Origin of the sequence: Bradyrhizobium sp. PSBB068 (genome assembly GCA_016839165.1) — a bacterium.
Classification (GTDB): Bacteria; Pseudomonadota; Alphaproteobacteria; order Rhizobiales; family Xanthobacteraceae; genus Bradyrhizobium.
Genome location: CP069300.1, coordinates 1,680,999 through 1,697,822 on the forward strand (window position 1 = coordinate 1,680,999; position 16,824 = coordinate 1,697,822).

Below are 16,824 nucleotides of genomic sequence, written 5' to 3' on the forward strand. Positions count from 1 at the left end.
CGGGTTGCCGCCCAGTCCGCAGCGCGATGAAGACATCGTTCGGCTCGTTGACTGTTGAATGGAAAAGGAAGCTCCAATGCCTCTTTACTTCTTTCATTCGGAAGGTGCACCAAGTGCGCCTTGAGATGCTTCGAAGGGATGCTCACGCCGCCTCGGCGAGCGAGCCAGTCTGCTCCTCCTGGCGGGCGCGCAACTTAAAGGACAGAACGACCAGCGCAATGCCAAAGGCCATCGCGTAAGCTCCCATCCACCACGTAAGCACCACAGCCCCGATCAGCGGCATAGCGACCAGCAGCGCGCCATAAACCACGGACAACAGCCCGCCGAAAACCATCCACCAGCGGCCGTGATCAAGCTTGAGGCGAAAGCCAGCACTCATCATCAGCGCGCCCGAGACGATCGCCCAGGCGGCGACCATGAAGACAAAGGCAAACACCGTCAGGCCGGGCCAGATAAAGGCGGCAACGCCGAGGGCGATATTGAGAAGGCCTTCAAGTATCAACAGTCCCCATTGATCCTTCCGTCGCATCGCACGAACAGCGGATATGATTCCTGCTATGCCGTCGACCAACATGTAGGCCGAGAACAATAACACCAGCGAGAGCATGGTGGGACCAGGGAAGAGCAAAGCGAGCAACCCGAAGACAATTCCGAAGATGCCTCGCAACAGGAACAGCCACCAATTCTTGGCAAGCATCGCGGAGGCAGAGTCGATGTTAAAGTCAGCATTGCTGTTGAAGGTCGTGGTAGCCATGTCGAGCTCCAAGATAACCGCCGGTTTCCAGGTCGGGTCATAGTAGCGATCTGCCGCGAGCACGTGCCTTGACAGCTATCAAGCTTTGCTGGCTGTGAGACCATTCGAATGGCGAGGCTTTACGTTCGGTCCGTGCGGCGTTCCCGCAGCGCCCGAACCAGCCAAGGTGACGCCGCAGCGCGTGAAGCAGACGCCGCTGTGCCCATGTGGATCCAGGCCACCCCTTGGTCGGGAAGGATCTCAATCATGCGCCGTGAACTGTCAGCACGATTTTTCCAAGGACCTTGCCTGCCTCGAGACGTAAGTGCGCCTTGTGGGCGTCGGCCAGCGAATAACGCTCTGCGATCGGGACCTTGAGCTTCGCCGCCTGCACTGCGTCATTGAGGTGCTCGAATTCGCGGACCCCGGCAACGGCGTCATATCGAGTCAATGTGATACCGCGTCGCTTCCTTGGCGCTGGCTCGATGCCGTTTGGGTGAGCCACCTTTCCGTTTGGCCGAAGTGCATCGAGGCATTGCCCGAGCGCGTCGCCGCCGGCGAGAGCGAGCACGGTATCAACTCCCTTGGGCGCAAAGGCGCGCGCGCGATTGTCGATGTCGACCACCCGCTTGCCGTCGACGACCGCGTCAGCACCCATCTCTCGCACCAGTTCGACGCCCTCTATTCCGGAAGCCGTAGCAAATACGCGAGCGCCACGCAGCTTGGCAAATTGAACGGCCAGCGTGCCGACGCCGCCCGAGGCGCCATGAATGATGATTGTCTCACCCGCCCTTAAAGTCAGGGCATCGTCGATACCTTGCAGAGCCGTCAGACCTGTTGTCGCAATAGCTCCTGCGTGCTGAAGGTCCAGCCGTTTCGGGATCGGCGCCCCATTGTTGGCGGGTACTGCCACGTACTCGGCGTAGAAGCCGCCTTTCGGGTTCTGCCAGCTGTACGAATAGACCTCGTCGCCAACTTTCAGTCGGCGCACGCGAGAGCCGACAGCCACGACAATACCGGCGCCATCGACGCCCGGAACCATCGGGAAGTGTGGCTTGCGGCCGGCAAAGCGTCCGCGACGCACGTCGATATCCCATGGTCCGACTCCTGATGTATCGAGCGCAATCAAAACCTCGCCAGGATCAATCGTCGGAACCGGCAGCGCGTGCCCGATGAGTACGGCGGGTTCGCCAAAGCGATCCATGGCTGCTGCATACATCGTGCGAGGAATGCGACCTGAGTGAATTCCGGCAAGGGCGGCACGGCGGGGTCGGTCAAGCATGGGTTGGCTCCTTGACGGGCAACGACCAGCGGGCTGGGGCGAGCGACCAAGCAAGCGGCTCGTCGTACTGCCGGGTAGCAATTCATGCATGTCGTAACGGCCTTAAGTACCCATTATCAGCAGATTGGCGTCCAGCTTGCGGCATTCCTCGATCAGCACGCCGGCGGTCTCGAGCTAGCCGAGTTCGTTGTCCTGATCTGGCAGTCCAGTACCGTGGAGCGGCCGCCAGATGCCATGATGGTTGTCAAGCCAAGCTGGGCCAAAGTCTCAAGCGCAGCTGGGTGCGGGCCGCGGCTCGTGTCGCGATCGGTGCCTTCGTTGTGGATGCAAGGAGAAAGTCTGTCGATCACTTTCGTGGACGCCATCCGTGCAACTCTCGGGCTGCTCGGCCTGTTCTTCGGGCCGACGATCATGGTCGCTTTGCTGTCCATGCGGCGCGAGGGGGGCTGCGCCCCGCGCCGGCTGATCTTTCATGCGTGCGGAGAAAGAAAGGACCGCGCAGCTGTGTGCTGGCGGTCCAAGTCGAGGGAGGAAACCCGGGACGGGCTGCGACGGTGCGAAACCTCGCACTTGGATCATCGCAAAAGCCAAGGGGCCGTGCATTGACGATTCTCAATTGAAGCGCGGAAAAATGATGAGCGCGGCGTGCCATGGACGCCGAACATCTGCTGACAGCAGTCAAGGCGAAACAATATCTTCCCGCCATATGGTCCCGTTCGATCCCGATTGACAGCTCGGCCCGACAACGCGCGTCAGGCCAGCGAAGGGAAGAGAGCGAGGGCGATCATGTCGATTAGGGATGAACTCCACGAGACGAAGAGCCAATTCAGGTTGGTGTCACTTTATCAATGGTTTGAGCACGCTGTAGTGCTCTTCCTGACGTCCCTGATCGCGATCGTTGTGGTCGCGGCGGTTTGGACACTGAGCCTGAAGATATTGTTTGGGTTGGTGTTGGCCGGCAGTCTGGATCCGTCTGATTTCAGGGTATTCCAGGCCGTTTTCGGCATGATCTTTACCGTGATCATTGCGTTGGAGTTCAAGAAGTCCTTGCTGGTGGTGGCTGAACGTCGAGAGGCAGTGGTGCAGATCCGGTCCGTGATCGTGATCGCGCTGCTTGCCATCTGCCGAAAGGTCATCATTCTGGATCTGAACGAAACATATGCCTTACACACGCTGGCATTTGCGACCGTTATCCTCGCGCTCGGTGTGGTGTATTGGCTGGTACGCGACAGCGATTGCCGACAGGAAGAAGCAGCCTGAAGGAAGGAGCAACGTTGGCGCTATGGACTGCTGAGATAGACGGGCAGTTTTCCGAGAGCTGCCTGGCTGGCGCCTGGAAGCACAATCTCTCCACGTTGATCGTCGAGCTTGAGACCATGGAAGGGTATTGCGACGAGATGACCACCGGAGCCAACGAGATCGCTGACCGCGAGGACGGCGTAGATGTTGCCATCCTTACCAAATATGAAGTCGCTAATCCTTCCGATCATCTCGCCCTTGTCGCTGATCACAGGCTTTAGCTTGAGGGCCTCAGCCCGATAGCCTTTGGCGACCTCCTTCGACTCCATGGGCGTCAGGGCGATTTCCTGACCTGCGGCTCGGCCAAGTCCTTGAACAAGGGTTGCCAGAACAAGGGCGATCGCGGCGAGAAAGGGACGAATACGGTTCATGAATATCGGCTCCTGGTCGGAAAGAGCGGAGACGCTCGTTGCCGAGAAACCCTTAGCGGATATCGAGGAGGCTTTCCTACAAATGTTCTCGCCCGATCCGGCATCGCCGCCATTTTGGGGCCTCGACATCCGATCTCGCTAACGTCAGCAGCCAACGGCTGCATTGACGATTGTCACGGCGCCACTGCAAATTGTCAGCGGTCGCACTCGCGAAGTTCGCCCGATGCAATTGACGTTGGTGAATGCGATGTAATTTTCAGCTTCAAGTCGTGATCACTTGCATCCGGCGAGCCAGCACCTGGCATTCGCTTGGGGTAATGCCGTAAGTGGCTTTGAATTTCCGCCCGAAGTGAGTGAGATCACCGAATCCCCACCCATATGCTATTTCGCTCACAGTACGATGAGCCTGATCGGGATCCTCCAGAGCGTATCGGCACCGGGCCAGACGCCTCGCCAGCACCAGTTGCATTATGGACGTGTCTTGCGCTGACAAGAGTTCATTCGCATAGCGAACACTGATGCCGACCGCTTCAGCTATGTCCTGTGCATGCAGATTCGAATCGGTCAGCCTCGCCTCTATCGCCGTACGAATACGAGCAAGCAAAATCGCCTTTGATGACGAAACCCGAACACTTCCGCCCTCAAGAGTTCGGGCGATGGACAAGGCAATCAGGTCCACCGCGTGATTGCCCACCATCTCCTCCGTGACAGACGCCATCTTCGCGGCGAGAGAGGGCAGCATCCCAGTGAGCGTCAGGGTCAGGCTGTCATCGACCCGGATCGGACGGACGAGACGGGCGACAAGTTCCCGATTTCGACCAAGGCGGGCTCGCAACTCGAGCCGCGGCACCTTCAAAACGAGCGTCTTCGAGCCATCAAAGAACCTGCAGTCATATGGAAGCAATGGATCGATCAGCGTGAGGTTTCCCGCGCTCAAAGTCACTTCGCGTGCATTTTGTGCGATCAAGACGGAACCGGAGACCTGGTAACACACGAATAGTTGGTCGGAACGCGCGCGAGTCGCTTGCGCGAGGGTGTGGCTTACCTGCATAGGAGAATTGCGAAACTGGACAAGTTCCAGATTGCCCAAGCCGCCAACCTCAATTGAGGCCCCAAAGTTCAACCGATCCGCGGGGATCGTCTCGTGCTCCACGATCCGTTGGCAAGCGACGCTATGCCAATAGTCAAATCGGTCGCGAGCATGCACCTGATCGGTTGTGAAAACTGTCCGCAAGTAACGATCCCTTTACCGTCGTTTGGCCGAGCAATGGCGCTCATTCGACCGAGCGCCCCCCGAGGAGGGGCTTATGCTCAGTCTTGTTCGAAAATTCCCAGGAATGCGTCCGCCTTAGCCAACTGTCGAAGAAATAGCGACTCAAAAGTCCCGTCGAATATCCATAAAACGACTTGCGCCGTGCAACGATGCTGAACACGTCCGGACACGAAAAGAAGCCTCCGTCGATAGCTCCAAGGCAATCGACCGGATCTGATCCTGCGAAAGGCCGACCTCAGACGTTAGGCTTTCCAGCACTTCGCGCCAAACCGAAAAGGGTCACGTTCACTGATCCGTTGGATGCGCGGTGCGTCGCCCTTGACGAGTCATGGTCGACCGATTGCCAAGTTCTAAGCGTGTGGGATGGCGGAGCGCGCTTGTTGGTCCGAGATCCGCAAGACCTGACCAGATTCTTTCTGATTTTCGCGTCGGGCCCGAAGCCGGTATTTCGACGATGCAGGCGGGTCTGGGTCCGCGGCAACAAACTTGAAGTCAACTATGAACGGCAGCAGCCTTGCTTCGCACTGGAAAGGAATCCGCTCGATGAAGCACCCGCGCGATTTCTCGATTGATGAAATCCTGGCCTCGAACTGGGACAAGCGGCTCGCGCACGACATTGCGGCCGAATTGGAACTCGCCTCAGGTGAACCACGCACCAGCATTCCGGAGATCCGGCGGTTTTTCGCGATCAGGTCGTGCCGGAATCTTTTGGGTCGGCTCGAAAGCGCACGGAACGGCAAATCGTCGTTTTCGGCGCTCAGGGCAGTCGCCACTGAAATGCGCCGGTTTGCGGTCGAGCACCCTGCACTGGCTGCAACGACTTTTCGCGCACCTGTAACCGAATGTCCGGAATGGCATCGAGCTTATCAGGAGGTCCACGAGTTCATGATCGCGGTGTTCGCTGAATGCAATCTCAGCGGCCGGAAAGGCGATGTCGCCTTGCAAATTCTCCGATGTCTGGTCCGCGGCTTTGCCCTGCACGAATTCATGGATGCGTTCTTACATACATTTTCTTACGATGAAGCATACGAGCTGGCGCTGGATATTTTTATTGCGGGTCTGCGTGTCAGCGAGACAGGCCGGCTCTGAGTTGGGTTTACGACATGGTGTGTCCGCGGTGACGAGCGATCCGAGGATCTAGTGAGCCCTTCGTCCGTTTCAATCTCCGAAAGTTGGCGGCAGCGCGCAGAGCGTACGCGGTCCCCCATCCAACGGAGCTAACGATCACCTCCGCCGAGTGTCCAGCCAAACGAGTGGCACCGGCTCTCCCGCGAGGGCTCTTCGGCTCGGGGAACCGCTGCGATTGCGCGATCGTCTCGCCCACCATGCCAAGCGTTTCCTCGACCACTCTCTCGACGATTGCTATCCAAGGCTCGTTAACTTGTCCTCGATGGTGCGGGCCACCACCGCCGCAAACAGCGCTTCTTTGCCGGCAAGTGGCCGTAGATCATCGAGTTACTTTCAAGTTCATCGAGAGCGTGCTCTGGTTCTTCGATGGCCTGGAATCCTCAATGACCTGCGCGAAAATGTCGCCACTGTTCGTCTGGCGACGCGCCACCACAAGCTCCGCAGCGATAGCAGGGGAGGCGCTAATCCGGGATGGCTGTTGGCTGTCTATTTGTGGTTCCACCCGATCGGTAGTTCACCAGCTTTTTATCCCTCGCCGAGCAAGGCTCGCTAAACGGGATGATTGTGCAAACGCGCGTTGAAATCATTGAATAAACAAGCAGGTTTTGATTCCGCCATTCGGAGGTTCGATCCCTCCCGCCCCAGCCAGTAATTGAGTCGTTGATTTTGATAGAAAAATAGATTCGCCCCGGTCCAGGCCCGTGCGGCCGTTGAGGACAGGGACCGGCTTGCGCACAAGGAATGCGGCGTTGGCTCCAAGTCGACCCGTGCTCGGCATCGAGTCGCGCCGCCGCGCGAGGTTGAGCGATGTTCAAATCATGCCGGATTCGCCGCAGACGAAAAATATCCTCGGCCGTCGCTCTGTGGCGCGCAGGCGAAAATGCTTGACATGGAGGCCGGCGAAGACCGGCTCGAGAGTGCGGGCGTGTCGTCAGATCATCTGCGCCGTCACGACGCAGCTCTCACCGCCGACACTGCTCGACGTTGAGGCGAAATTCGGATCGACACGCGAGAAATTTTTTGCACGTTAGCCCGGCGTGAATCGTCGCACCTCACCAAGCGATCGGATATTTGCGCGAAGTCGCATCAGCTCTTCTCGCATCACGCAAAACGCAAGCGCTACGAAACGATCAACTGCGCACGTTCGACACTGCGCAGTCATTCGCGCAACGCAGTGCGGACAAGACAATTACAACGGGAAACGCCACAAAACTGCAATGGCGCGATGCTAACGTCCGCTGCCTGCCACGCGGCAGTTGCAATGAATGTCCGCAGTGCGTTCGCCCCCATGTTTCGCTCATCCTATCGACAGCTCGTTCTGACGGCGATGGCGGCGATACTCTCGTCTCGCGCCGATGCGGCTGAATTCACCATCGTCAATGCCTCCAACACGCCGCTGCAGCATCTCTACATTTCGCCGTGTGGAGCGGGGCAGTGGGGGCCGGATCAATTTACCGAGGCGTTGCCGCCGTCGCGATTGCACACGGTCTCGCGCATCGTGCCGGGCTGCTACGATATCCAGTTCGTGGTTGCTCCCTGGAATAACTGCGTCATTGCCGGGGCGGCGCTCCGACGCAACGAAATCTGGAAAGTCACGCAGTGGATGGTGTTCGGTTCACAGGGCGGCGATTGTTCGCATGTCGCCGGCTACGTTCCCTCGCGTCGACGCGCATGGGTCTGGCAACCGCCTTCAGGCTCGGACATGAAGAGGGAGTGACGTGGCAAAAGTGCTGGTGACCGGCGGGGCCGGATTTCTTGGCTCACATCTGTGCGAGCGGCTCGTCGAGCAGGGCCACGATGTGCTCTGCGTCGACAATTACTTCACCGGCAGCCGGGCCAACATTGCGCATCTGGTCGGCAATCCCCGGTTCGAGGTCATGCGCCACGACGTCACGTTCCCGCTCTATGTCGAGGTGGACCAGATCTACAATCTGGCGTGTCCGGCTTCGCCGATTCATTACCAGTTCGATCCGGTGCAGACCACCAAGACCAGCGTTCACGGCGCCATCAACATGCTTGGTCTTGCCAAGCGCGTGAAGGCAAAGATCCTCCAGGCGTCGACCTCGGAGGTCTATGGCGATCCGGAAATCCATCCGCAGGTCGAAGCCTATTGGGGACACGTCAATCCGATCGGACTGCGCTCCTGCTATGATGAAGGCAAGCGCTGTGCCGAGACGTTGTTCTTCGACTATTGGCGACAGCACGGCCTGCGGATCAAGGTCGTGCGGATATTCAACACCTACGGGCCCCGCATGCACCCCAATGATGGCCGGGTGGTGTCGAACTTCATCGTCCAGGCGCTCAGCGGCAATGATATCACCATCTACGGTGACGGCCGCCAGACCCGCAGCTTCTGCTACGTCGACGATCTGATCGAGGCGATGATCCGGGCGATGGACACGCCGAACGATTTCACCGGGCCAATCAATATCGGCAATCCCAGAGAGTTCACCATCCGCGAACTGGCCGAGCAGGTCATTGCAATGACCGGATCAAGAAGCAGACTGGTGTTCGCGCCGCTGCCGTCCGATGACCCCCGGCAAAGGCAGCCGGACATTTCGCTGGCGCGCGCGGTGCTCGGCTGGGAGCCGGCTATCGATCTCGGCCGTGGCCTCGAGCGAACGATCGGCTACTTCCGCGGCCAGTTGAAAGCGGCGGCCGAATAGCATCCGTCCGATTGGGACACCGTCGGTCAAGCCGTCCTGCGGCGCCAGAAGGCGTGCACCGTCAGATTGACCTTCAACACCAGATCGCCGGCGCTGCGTTCGGCCGATCCTCCGGGCTGCACTAGCAGTGCGTCGACGAACACATAGGGGGTGCCGCTTTCGAGCCGGTAGAGCAATGTCTGCAGCGCCGAAAGCGTGGCATTCAGGGAGATCTGCAGTCTGATGGCGTCGCTCTTGTCGTCGCGCTCGGCGGGAACGCCCGACGAGACCAGGACGGCATGCTCGCTTGTCACCAGTTCGGAGAGATAGGCCTGCAACTGCGCGGTGGCGAGGCCGCTGGTCGGCGCATCCAGGAAGGCCGCTGCTGGCGCTGCGAGGCGTTGGGTCTGTGCACCCTTGTTGGCAGCCGGCCGCGAATGTGCCTCCAGCGCCGCCAGCTCGTCGCGCTGTTCGGCGAGGTGTTGCAGAGCGTTGGAACGTGCCTGCAGCGCGCCGGCAATCGCGATCGCACAGAGCATCAGCAGCGCGCAGAAGCCGCCGACCGCGAAGACCTGCTCGCGGCTGATGTCGAACTTGAAGTTGAGCCTCGGCTTCGGCACGGTTCACTCTCCATCGATCCTGACATGCGGCTCGACGCGCGCCTCGATATGGAACACGAAGCGGCCGCCGTCGGCATTGCGCGTGGTCGGGGCAAAGAAATGCACATCCTTGAAATGCCCGGAGCGTTCGAGCGGCGCGATCAGCGACGGCGCATCGCCTGCCAGGCCTGTGATGCGCAGCGTCGAGCCGTCCATGTTCATCTCGGTGAGATAGGACGTATCGGGGAGGGCGCGGGACAGCGCTTCGACCACCACCACTGCAACCGGCGACGTCTCCTTCAGGGCGCGCGCCCGCTCGGCCGGCGCGAGCGAGGCGATGGCCGCTTTCGACGAGCTGCCCCTGATCTGGCGCTGCAGCGTCGCAACGCGCGGTCCGATTTCGTCGCTGTCGCCGTCCGCGGATGCCGCACTCATGAAGGCCCAGACGTTGACGACCAGCGTCAGACAGACCGCTCCGATCATCAGGCCGGCGACCATTCGGCGTGTCCGCGACAGGTTGCTGTCGGTCGCATGGGCCAGGCGCGACCACAGCGTGATCGCTCCGTCATCGCGGTCCTTGCCTGCAACGACGCGATCGACCCGCAGCCCCAGGGCACGGAGCTCACCGCATGCCTCGTCGAGCGTCGCGCGCGAGGTGGCGAGGACCTGCACATTGAGGATATTTGCGTCGGCGCCGGCGGCTACCTTGAAGCCGTAGGCGGCCTGGCTCGCCCGCCATGGAAACAGTCGCTCGATCTGATTGCGCACGATGCCCGCCAGAAGATCGCGCGCCTGTGCCGGAACGGTCATCGCGCGCGAAACAATATCGGGGGCGGGAAGCTCGAGAATGACGAACGATTTCTGCGCGGCGCGAACGATCTCGTCCGGCAGCGCGATGCCTGCAGACCCCGCCGCGGACGTCGATCTCGTCGATTTCTTCGCGTCTTCAAGAATCCATTCGCTGCCGACCCTGGTCACTTTCAACCAATGCCGGGCGCGGCGCCGCTCCTGCCAGCCGAGCCACAGCCGGGCGAGGATGTCGATCCAGCGTCGCATGATCACGTCGATGTTCATCAGGGCACCTCCAGCGATGCGACCGCACCTGGCGTTGCGAACCGCGATACCGGTGTCCAGGCCAGAACCCGGTACGGCTGCTTGTCGTCGGGGAGCAGCACGATGAACGCCTTGGCTCTCGCGGTGTATCCGCCGGTCGTGCCGGCGACGAGGTTCACCGCGACCACATGCGTCTGCGGCGCCTTCAGATATTTCTGCGCCGGTCCGAGCAGGAAGGAGAGCCGCTCGGGATCGACCAACGGAGAACTCCGCATGTCGAGGAAGGTGTCGAGACGCTCCGCATCGAACGACGGCAGGGCCCGCAGTACCGCCACCGGTGCGGTGAGCGGATCGACGCCGTCGCCGCCGAACACGGTGATCAGCGGTGCCATCGCGGCCATCCACTGCGGCTGCATGCCGGGAATACCGGCGATCTGCCCGATGTCGGTGAACGGTGCGGCAGCAGGCGTGGCCGCGGGCTGGTCCGGCTTGGCGGGCGCCGATGGCTTCGCCCTATCGTTCGGCCGCGGCTGCGCATCGTTCGGTCGTGCTTGCCCTGCAGACTCGCGTAGCGCGACGATCCGTTGCGCCAGGATGCCGGCATCGTCATCCTCGGCACCGACACTGCGCAGCAGTGACGCGAGCAGCTCGACCGGGGCCCTTCCGATGTCGATGCGGCCGCCTTCGTCGCTGACGGTCAGCTGGACCGATCCGGCTGCGAATGTCAGCGTGGAGCTGCGCTCGGTAAGCGGAGCATCTCGCGACGCCGCAACGATGCCGGCGGCGGCCTCGAGCCCTGCGGCCAGCAGCCCATCGGCTTGCACGCGCTCCCGGTCGATCCGAACGATGCCGGCGAGGCTGCGAAACGTCGTCGACGTGGCCATGGCGAGGAGGGCGCACAGCGCGATCGCCCAAAGCACGGCGAGCAGAACCATGCCGCGTTGGGCATGATGCTTGCTCATCGGCGTGCTCCCGGCGCCGGGCCCTTGACCGGTGTCTCCTTTGGCGATCCGGACTTGCCGGTGACGCAGTCGGCGTTGGCTCCGGGCTGAGCGCAGCCCATCGGGGCGTCGGCGCGCAACGTAAACTGAACGCCAGGCAACAGATCGGCGCCGCTCGCGCGATCCCGAACGGTCAGCCGCACCAACTGCGGCAGCAGCGGCTGTCCGGCCCATGTCGCGCTCCAGGACAAGGTCCCGTCCGGGCCAGGATTTCCGAACGCGAATGTGATGTCGACCTGGCCTTCGATCATGCGGACCGGGTCTTGCAGCGCGACGCCCGCGAACGGCGTGCGCTGTCCTTGCCATCGGGCCCGGCGCCGGACCAGACGATTGACACCGTCCGTCTCCTCGACCTGCAGGCTGACGACTTCCTCGCCCTGGCCACCACCCGCACTGCTTCCGGTGACGAACGTCATCCGGTTCGCGTCGCCGTCGAAGGCGGCCGTCGCGTCCGCGCCGTCCCCCTGTTTCACCTGCCGGGCCGACCCGATATCCGCCGCGAGGCGGTCGACCGCGAGCAGCAACTGATCGGTCTTTCCCACCAGGCCCGTCCTGCGATCGAAATTCAGCGCGACGTTGTTGATCAGCACCGCGGTTGCGGCAATCACCGCGGACCCGATCGCGAGCGCGGCAAGCACCTCGATCAGCGTGAAGCCACGCGACGCATGGACTACTCTGCGAGGTGGGGTGCTCATTCGTCAGCCTCAGGTCCGAGCCGCAACGTATCCGCGCTGACCATCTGTCCGGGCGCCCACGACACCGTCGCAACGAGATGGTACGCGATCCAGTTCGGCCGCTTCGTTGCCGCCTCCGCCTTCTTGTCCGGCGGGGTTGACGTCGGCGCGTCCCGCCGTACGGCGATGGCACCGACGAACATCGGCTCCGACGTGACCGACCAACGCAACCCGGCGGTCTCGCCGTCACGCGTTCCATTTGCGAGAATCGCACGATCGACCGGAGAATCCAGGATCGTGCGCAACAAGACCTGAGCTGCAATACGGCCGTCGATCTTGTCCGCGATCCTGCGTGCGTAAAAAAGATGCGGGCCGAGCACCGATACGAACGCCAGGAGCAGCGCCATTGCGACCAGCGCCTCGATCAAGGTGAACCCTGCCTCAGCTGCGCGAGGTTCAGGGCAGATCGACCGCAACGCGGCCGTTGTACCAGTTGACGTCCACCTCATAGCGCACATTCTCCCAGGAGAACTTCAGCACCGAGCCGGTCGAGGCGCCGTCCGGCTCGAACCGCACGACCGCCTGCCGTCCCGACCAGAGCTCGTTGACGCCAATCACATCGACCCGGACGTCGCGGGGGATCGCGATCGTACCGGCCTGCGCGACGATCGTGCGCGTATTGCCGTCGAGCGACACGCGGCGGCTCTGCCCGGTGAGAATCGCCGCAAGTCGCTCGCGTCGCAGCAGCGCTACGGTTTGCAGCGTCAGCGCCTTCAGGCTGCCGCGCCCGGTGCCCGGAACGGTCGCCACCACCAGCGATGCCAACATCGCGATGATCAGCATCACCGCCATCATCTCGATCAGGGTGGAGCCCGCCATCGAACCGCTGATTGTCGTGCGCGCCATCGGCCATCCCTACATCGCAAGCTCGGTGATGCTGAGCAGCGCGCTCATGATCGATACCACCAGAGTTCCGATGCCGATGCTGACCGCGATGATGGTGATCGGTCCGATCGCGCCCATCAGCCGGTCGAGGCCGATGGCGAGCCGCTGCTCGTAGAGATCTGCGGCGTGCTGTGCGATTGCCGACAGATCTCCGGTCTCGTCACCGACCCGGAGCATGCGGACCGCAAGCGGCGGCACCAGGTCGCTCTCGGACAGCGCCTCGATGAAACGCCGGCCGTTGCGCACCTGCTCATGCACCTGCTCGACCGCCGCGGCGTAGCGGGGCTCCGTCATGATATCGCGCAGGATCTTCAGCGCGGTCGGCAATGCGACGCCGTTCTCGACCAGCAGTCCGAGCGTGCCGATGAAACGGGCGGTGCGGCGATCGTGCATCGGGCCGGATATGCCGGGGATGGTCGCGAGCAGCGCCATCAGCGATGCGCGCGCGGCCGGCTGGCGCAGCATCAGCCAGCCGAGCAACAGCACCGCGCCGCAGCCGCCAAGGAACGTGTCGAGATGGGCGCGCAGCCAGGTCGACATCGTGAGCGCAAACGCCGCGCCGGAATTGAGACGTCCGCGCAGCTCGGTGAACACCGATTCGAACTGCGGCACGACATAGAGCAGGAAGAAGGACAGGATGACGAGTGCCGACCCGACCAGGAACATGGGATAGCGGACCGCCGAGGTGATCCGTTGCGACAGCTGCTCGCGCCGCGTCCGGTCCTCGACGATCGCCCGCAGCACCACTTCCAGCTTGCCGGACGCTTCGCCGGCGCGCACCATCGCGATGTAGATCTGTTCGATGATCTGGTTGTGGCGCTCCAGTGCCTCGGCGAAGCCGTCGCCGCCGGAGACCGCTGAACGCAGCCCTCCGGCAAAACGGGCCACCGCCTTGTTGGTGTCTTCCTCCAGGGTCTGGAGCGCCGCTTCCAGCGTCAGTCCAGAGCGAAGCAGCAAGGCCAGCAGGCGGAGGAATGTGGTGAGCTCGCGTGGCCGGGGCAGGCTCCCGCTTGAAACACCGGCGCGCAGTGCGCTGCGGCCCGCGACCTCGGCCTCGACCGGCAGGTGGCCGAGATACTCGATCCGCCGCAGCACCTCCTCGCGCGACGGCGCGTCGACGTCGCCGAGAATGATCTCGCCGGCCTTGGTCAACGCGCGGTAGCGATAGTGCGGCATGACCGTCCTACAGGCTCATGGTCAATCGGAATATCTCGTCGAGCGTGGTTTGCCCGGCACGAATCTTTGCGACGCCGTCCTCGGTCATCGAGGTCATGCCGGCGCGCCGGGCAACGGCCTCGAGGTCGGAGGCATCGGTTTTCGGGCCGATCGACCGTCGCAGTGCCGGACCGATCTCCATGATCTCGAACACGCCCTTGCGGCCGCGGAAGCCGGTCGAGCCGCACCAGTCACAGCCCTTGGGCCGGCAGATCACCTCACCGGCCTCGATGCCGAGCGCTGCATAGCGTTCGTCGGCCGCGATGTCGGCGGCCGACAGGGTGTGCGGTTCCTTGCAGTGATCGCACAGAATTCGGACCAGTCGCTGTGCCACGATCACCCGTGCGCACGAGGCCAGCAGGAAGCTCTCGATTCCCATGTCGATCAGGCGCGTGACGGCGCCAGCGGCGGTGTTGGTGTGCAGCGTCGTCAGCACCAGATGGCCGGTCAGCGCGGCGTGGACGCCGATATGGGCCGTCTCGGAATCGCGCATCTCGCCGACCATGATGACGTCGGGGTCGAGCCGCATGAAGGAGCGCAGCGCGGATGCGAAGGTAAGCCCGATGCCCGGATGCACCTGGGTCTGGGTAATGCCCGGTATCTGGTACTCGACGGGGTCCTCGATGGTCAGGATCTTGCGGGTGGGCTCGTTGATCACCGCGAGCGAAGCAGCCAGCGTCGTCGTCTTGCCGGATCCGGTCGGGCCGGTGACGATGACCATGCCATAGGGGGCAAGCAGCGCCTTGCGCAGGATTGCCTCGTGATGCGCGCTGAGCCCGATCTGGTCGAGCGAGACCAGGCCGGCCCCCTTGCGCAACAGGCGAATGACCGCGCATTCGCCGTGCATCGTCGGCATGGTGGCGACCCGCAGGTCGATCCCGTTGCCACCGACCACAATGTGCGCGCGTCCGTCCTGCGCCAGTCGGCGCTCGGTGATGTTGAGGCCGGCCATGATCTTGAGGCGTGACAGGATGCCCTTGGCCATCGCCATCGGCGGTGCCGGAACGTTCTTCAGCATGCCGTCGACGCGCAGGCGAGCCTGCAGTGCATTGCCGGTCGGCTCGATGTGCAGATCGGTCGCGCGTTGCTCGACGGCCAGGCGGAGCAGATCGTCGAGCGCCCGCACGACCGGCGCGCCGCGCGCGAGATCACGCAGATTGTCGAGATCATCCTCACCGGCGCCGGTCGCGGCCTGCGGGGTATCGCCCGGTTGATCCGGCTCGAGCCGCAGCGCCAATGCGGCTTCGAGATCGTCGGCGGTCGCGGCCGCAAGCGCGACCGGCCGGCGCAGCATGAGTTCGACCGCTCGCAACGTCTCTTCGTCAATCGGGGAAGCCACTGCCAGACGTAACATTCCGGCCGCGCCCTCGTAAGGAAACAGGCGCTCCTCCTTGAGGAACCGGGTCGACATCTCGGCGCCGGCAAAGCGTCCGTCCACCAGGTCGTCGCGGCGAACCCGGTCGCAACCGTAAAAGCTGGCGAGCTCGTCGGCCAGCGCCGACGACGTCAGCTTGGTGACGGCGCTCCAGTCGACATGGCCGGCCGACCCGTCGCCGTTGCGCGGGCGACCAGCGCCTTCATCCTTCTGGCTGTCGCGCAACGCGCCCCGGCCGGCGAGGTACGCCATGAAGTCGATCGGCGGCGCCACAGGTGTCGCCGGCGCACCGTTGTCACGCGCTAGCATTGCTTCGCTCCGACTGCCCCGACCTTGCGACGTCGACCTTGGTGAGGATGTTGCAGCTCAAGCGCCGGGCGCGATGTGGCGACCCCGGCGCGACGGACGATGTGGATCTGCCTTGCCATCGTGCATCACCTGCTGCCGCCCAACGGCAATCGCCGGCCAAGCAGCGTATCGCTTTCGCTCGCTGGATGAAGCGCCGCGCGGTCCCGTTCGCTGAACGGGTTTCGACGCCGAAACCCGACCCGCGGCATCTGCGCGTTCCGATCGATGCACACCGCGCAATGCACCAGCGCCTGCTTGATCTCGACCTGGACCGTGCGCACGCTGATGCCGAACCGCTTCGCCACTTGTTGCAACGGGATTTCTTCAACGCATATCGCCATGAAGATCTCCCGGCGACGCGCAGGTAGTTCCTGGATGGCGCGGCGGAGCGCACTGATCTCGGATCGCGCCTCGATGATCCGGTCCGGGCCGGGAGTTTCGTCCGGCAGATCGAACACCGTATCCGCTTGCGGCACCGTGCGACGGCGACGTTCGGCGACACGCCGGTTGCTGATGGCGCTCATCGCCACGCGGAACAGATATGCGGGCAAATCGCGAACTGGTCCGATGCCGTCCGCTTTGCTCAAGCGCAGAAACGTGTCTTGCAACGCCTCGTCGGCGAGATCGGCCGATCCGGTCCGCCGTGTCAAACGTTGTTTGAGATCGTCGTAGCTTGTGACGAGGAGCGCGAGCAACGCCGTTCGATTGGTGTCGCTCATTGCAGGGGCCCCATCCCCAACCGCGGCAATCGTCACATTTCAAGTCCGTCACGACATTTCTAGCGACGATTGGTGACATGGAAATGAAACCACAGCGAGTGTTCACGTCACGGCATGCCACGCCACGATCGATGATGCGGAATTGATCTGCGTGCTGCACGCGT

Annotated in this window: 18 protein-coding genes; 5 read left to right on the top strand and 13 right to left on the bottom strand. The window is 62.5% G+C overall.

Going from position 1 to position 16,824, the window contains the following annotated elements:
* Window positions 1–142: 142 nt before the first annotated feature.
* The gene (locus tag JQ507_08015; GenBank protein QRI71408.1) at window positions 143–754 is read right to left on the bottom strand and encodes an HdeD family acid-resistance protein; all 612 of its coding nucleotides are present in this window, start codon (window positions 752–754) and stop codon (window positions 143–145) included.
* A 244-nt stretch (window positions 755–998) separates the two neighbouring features.
* Window positions 999–2,015 carry an NADP-dependent oxidoreductase gene (locus JQ507_08020; protein ID QRI71409.1) on the bottom strand — a complete coding sequence of 339 codons (1,017 nt, stop codon included), beginning with the start codon at window positions 2,013–2,015 and terminating at the stop codon, window positions 999–1,001.
* An 84-nt stretch (window positions 2,016–2,099) separates the two neighbouring features.
* On the opposite strand from JQ507_08020, the gene JQ507_08025 reads away from it, so the two are divergent.
* Window positions 2,100–2,621 (top strand): hypothetical protein, encoded by a 522-nt coding sequence (locus JQ507_08025; GenBank protein ID QRI71410.1) that lies wholly within the window; start codon window positions 2,100–2,102, stop codon window positions 2,619–2,621.
* 180 nt (window positions 2,622–2,801) lie between these two features.
* Complete coding sequence (locus JQ507_08030) at window positions 2,802–3,275, top strand: phosphate-starvation-inducible PsiE family protein (GenBank protein QRI71411.1); 474 nt, start codon at window positions 2,802–2,804, stop codon at window positions 3,273–3,275.
* Between the two features lie 20 nt (window positions 3,276–3,295).
* Here the strand turns inward: JQ507_08030 and JQ507_08035 are convergent, their stop codons facing one another.
* Together JQ507_08035 and JQ507_08040 are read right to left on the bottom strand one after the other, a co-directional pair.
* Window positions 3,296–3,685 (bottom strand): PRC-barrel domain-containing protein, encoded by a 390-nt coding sequence (locus JQ507_08035; protein QRI71412.1) that lies wholly within the window; start codon window positions 3,683–3,685, stop codon window positions 3,296–3,298.
* Window positions 3,686–3,947: 262 nt separating this feature from the next.
* Window positions 3,948–4,919, bottom strand: coding sequence for a helix-turn-helix domain-containing protein (locus JQ507_08040; protein ID QRI71413.1), 972 nt, complete (start codon window positions 4,917–4,919; stop codon window positions 3,948–3,950).
* A 537-nt stretch (window positions 4,920–5,456) separates the two neighbouring features.
* On the opposite strand from JQ507_08040, the gene JQ507_08045 reads away from it, so the two are divergent.
* The 3 genes from JQ507_08045 (at window position 5,457) to JQ507_08055 (ending at window position 8,752) form a co-directional block, all read left to right on the top strand.
* Window positions 5,457–6,047, top strand: coding sequence for a WHG domain-containing protein (locus JQ507_08045; GenBank protein ID QRI71414.1), 591 nt, complete (start codon window positions 5,457–5,459; stop codon window positions 6,045–6,047).
* Window positions 6,048–7,347: 1,300 nt separating this feature from the next.
* Window positions 7,348–7,803 carry a hypothetical protein gene (locus JQ507_08050; protein QRI71415.1) on the top strand — a complete coding sequence of 152 codons (456 nt, stop codon included), beginning with the start codon at window positions 7,348–7,350 and terminating at the stop codon, window positions 7,801–7,803.
* 1 nt (window position 7,804) lies between these two features.
* A complete protein-coding gene (locus tag JQ507_08055) occupies window positions 7,805–8,752 on the top strand; it encodes an SDR family oxidoreductase (GenBank protein QRI71416.1) in 948 nt (315 codons plus the stop codon).
* Window positions 8,753–8,778: 26 nt separating this feature from the next.
* On the opposite strand, the gene JQ507_08060 is transcribed toward JQ507_08055, so the two are convergent.
* The 9 genes from JQ507_08060 to JQ507_08100 form a co-directional block, all read right to left on the bottom strand.
* Window positions 8,779–9,351, bottom strand: coding sequence for a hypothetical protein (locus tag JQ507_08060; protein ID QRI71417.1), 573 nt, complete (start codon window positions 9,349–9,351; stop codon window positions 8,779–8,781).
* A 3-nt stretch (window positions 9,352–9,354) separates the two neighbouring features.
* Entirely contained in the window at window positions 9,355–10,404 is a 1,050-nt protein-coding gene (locus JQ507_08065; protein QRI71418.1) for a PilN domain-containing protein, read from the bottom strand.
* Window positions 10,404–11,345 carry a general secretion pathway protein GspK gene (locus JQ507_08070; GenBank protein ID QRI71419.1) on the bottom strand — a complete coding sequence of 314 codons (942 nt, stop codon included), beginning with the start codon at window positions 11,343–11,345 and terminating at the stop codon, window positions 10,404–10,406. The genes JQ507_08065 and JQ507_08070 overlap by 1 nt, the downstream gene beginning before the upstream one ends.
* Window positions 11,342–12,079, bottom strand: a complete 738-nt coding sequence (locus JQ507_08075; protein ID QRI71420.1) for a prepilin-type N-terminal cleavage/methylation domain-containing protein — start codon at window positions 12,077–12,079, stop codon at window positions 11,342–11,344. The genes JQ507_08070 and JQ507_08075 overlap by 4 nt, the downstream gene beginning before the upstream one ends.
* Window positions 12,076–12,486 carry a hypothetical protein gene (locus JQ507_08080; protein ID QRI71421.1) on the bottom strand — a complete coding sequence of 137 codons (411 nt, stop codon included), beginning with the start codon at window positions 12,484–12,486 and terminating at the stop codon, window positions 12,076–12,078. Before JQ507_08080 ends, JQ507_08075 begins: the two co-directional genes overlap by 4 nt.
* A 28-nt stretch (window positions 12,487–12,514) precedes the next feature.
* On the bottom strand, window positions 12,515–12,964 hold the full coding sequence (locus JQ507_08085; GenBank protein QRI71422.1) for a prepilin-type N-terminal cleavage/methylation domain-containing protein: 450 nt from the start codon (window positions 12,962–12,964) through the stop codon (window positions 12,515–12,517).
* 9 nt (window positions 12,965–12,973) lie between these two features.
* Window positions 12,974–14,179 (bottom strand): type II secretion system F family protein, encoded by a 1,206-nt coding sequence (locus JQ507_08090; protein QRI71423.1) that lies wholly within the window; start codon window positions 14,177–14,179, stop codon window positions 12,974–12,976.
* Window positions 14,180–14,186: 7 nt separating this feature from the next.
* On the bottom strand, window positions 14,187–15,902 hold the full coding sequence (locus JQ507_08095; GenBank protein ID QRI71424.1) for a type II/IV secretion system protein: 1,716 nt from the start codon (window positions 15,900–15,902) through the stop codon (window positions 14,187–14,189).
* A 125-nt stretch (window positions 15,903–16,027) separates the two neighbouring features.
* On the bottom strand, window positions 16,028–16,660 hold the full coding sequence (locus JQ507_08100) for a sigma-70 family RNA polymerase sigma factor (protein ID QRI71425.1): 633 nt from the start codon (window positions 16,658–16,660) through the stop codon (window positions 16,028–16,030).
* Window positions 16,661–16,824 lie beyond the last annotated feature (164 nt).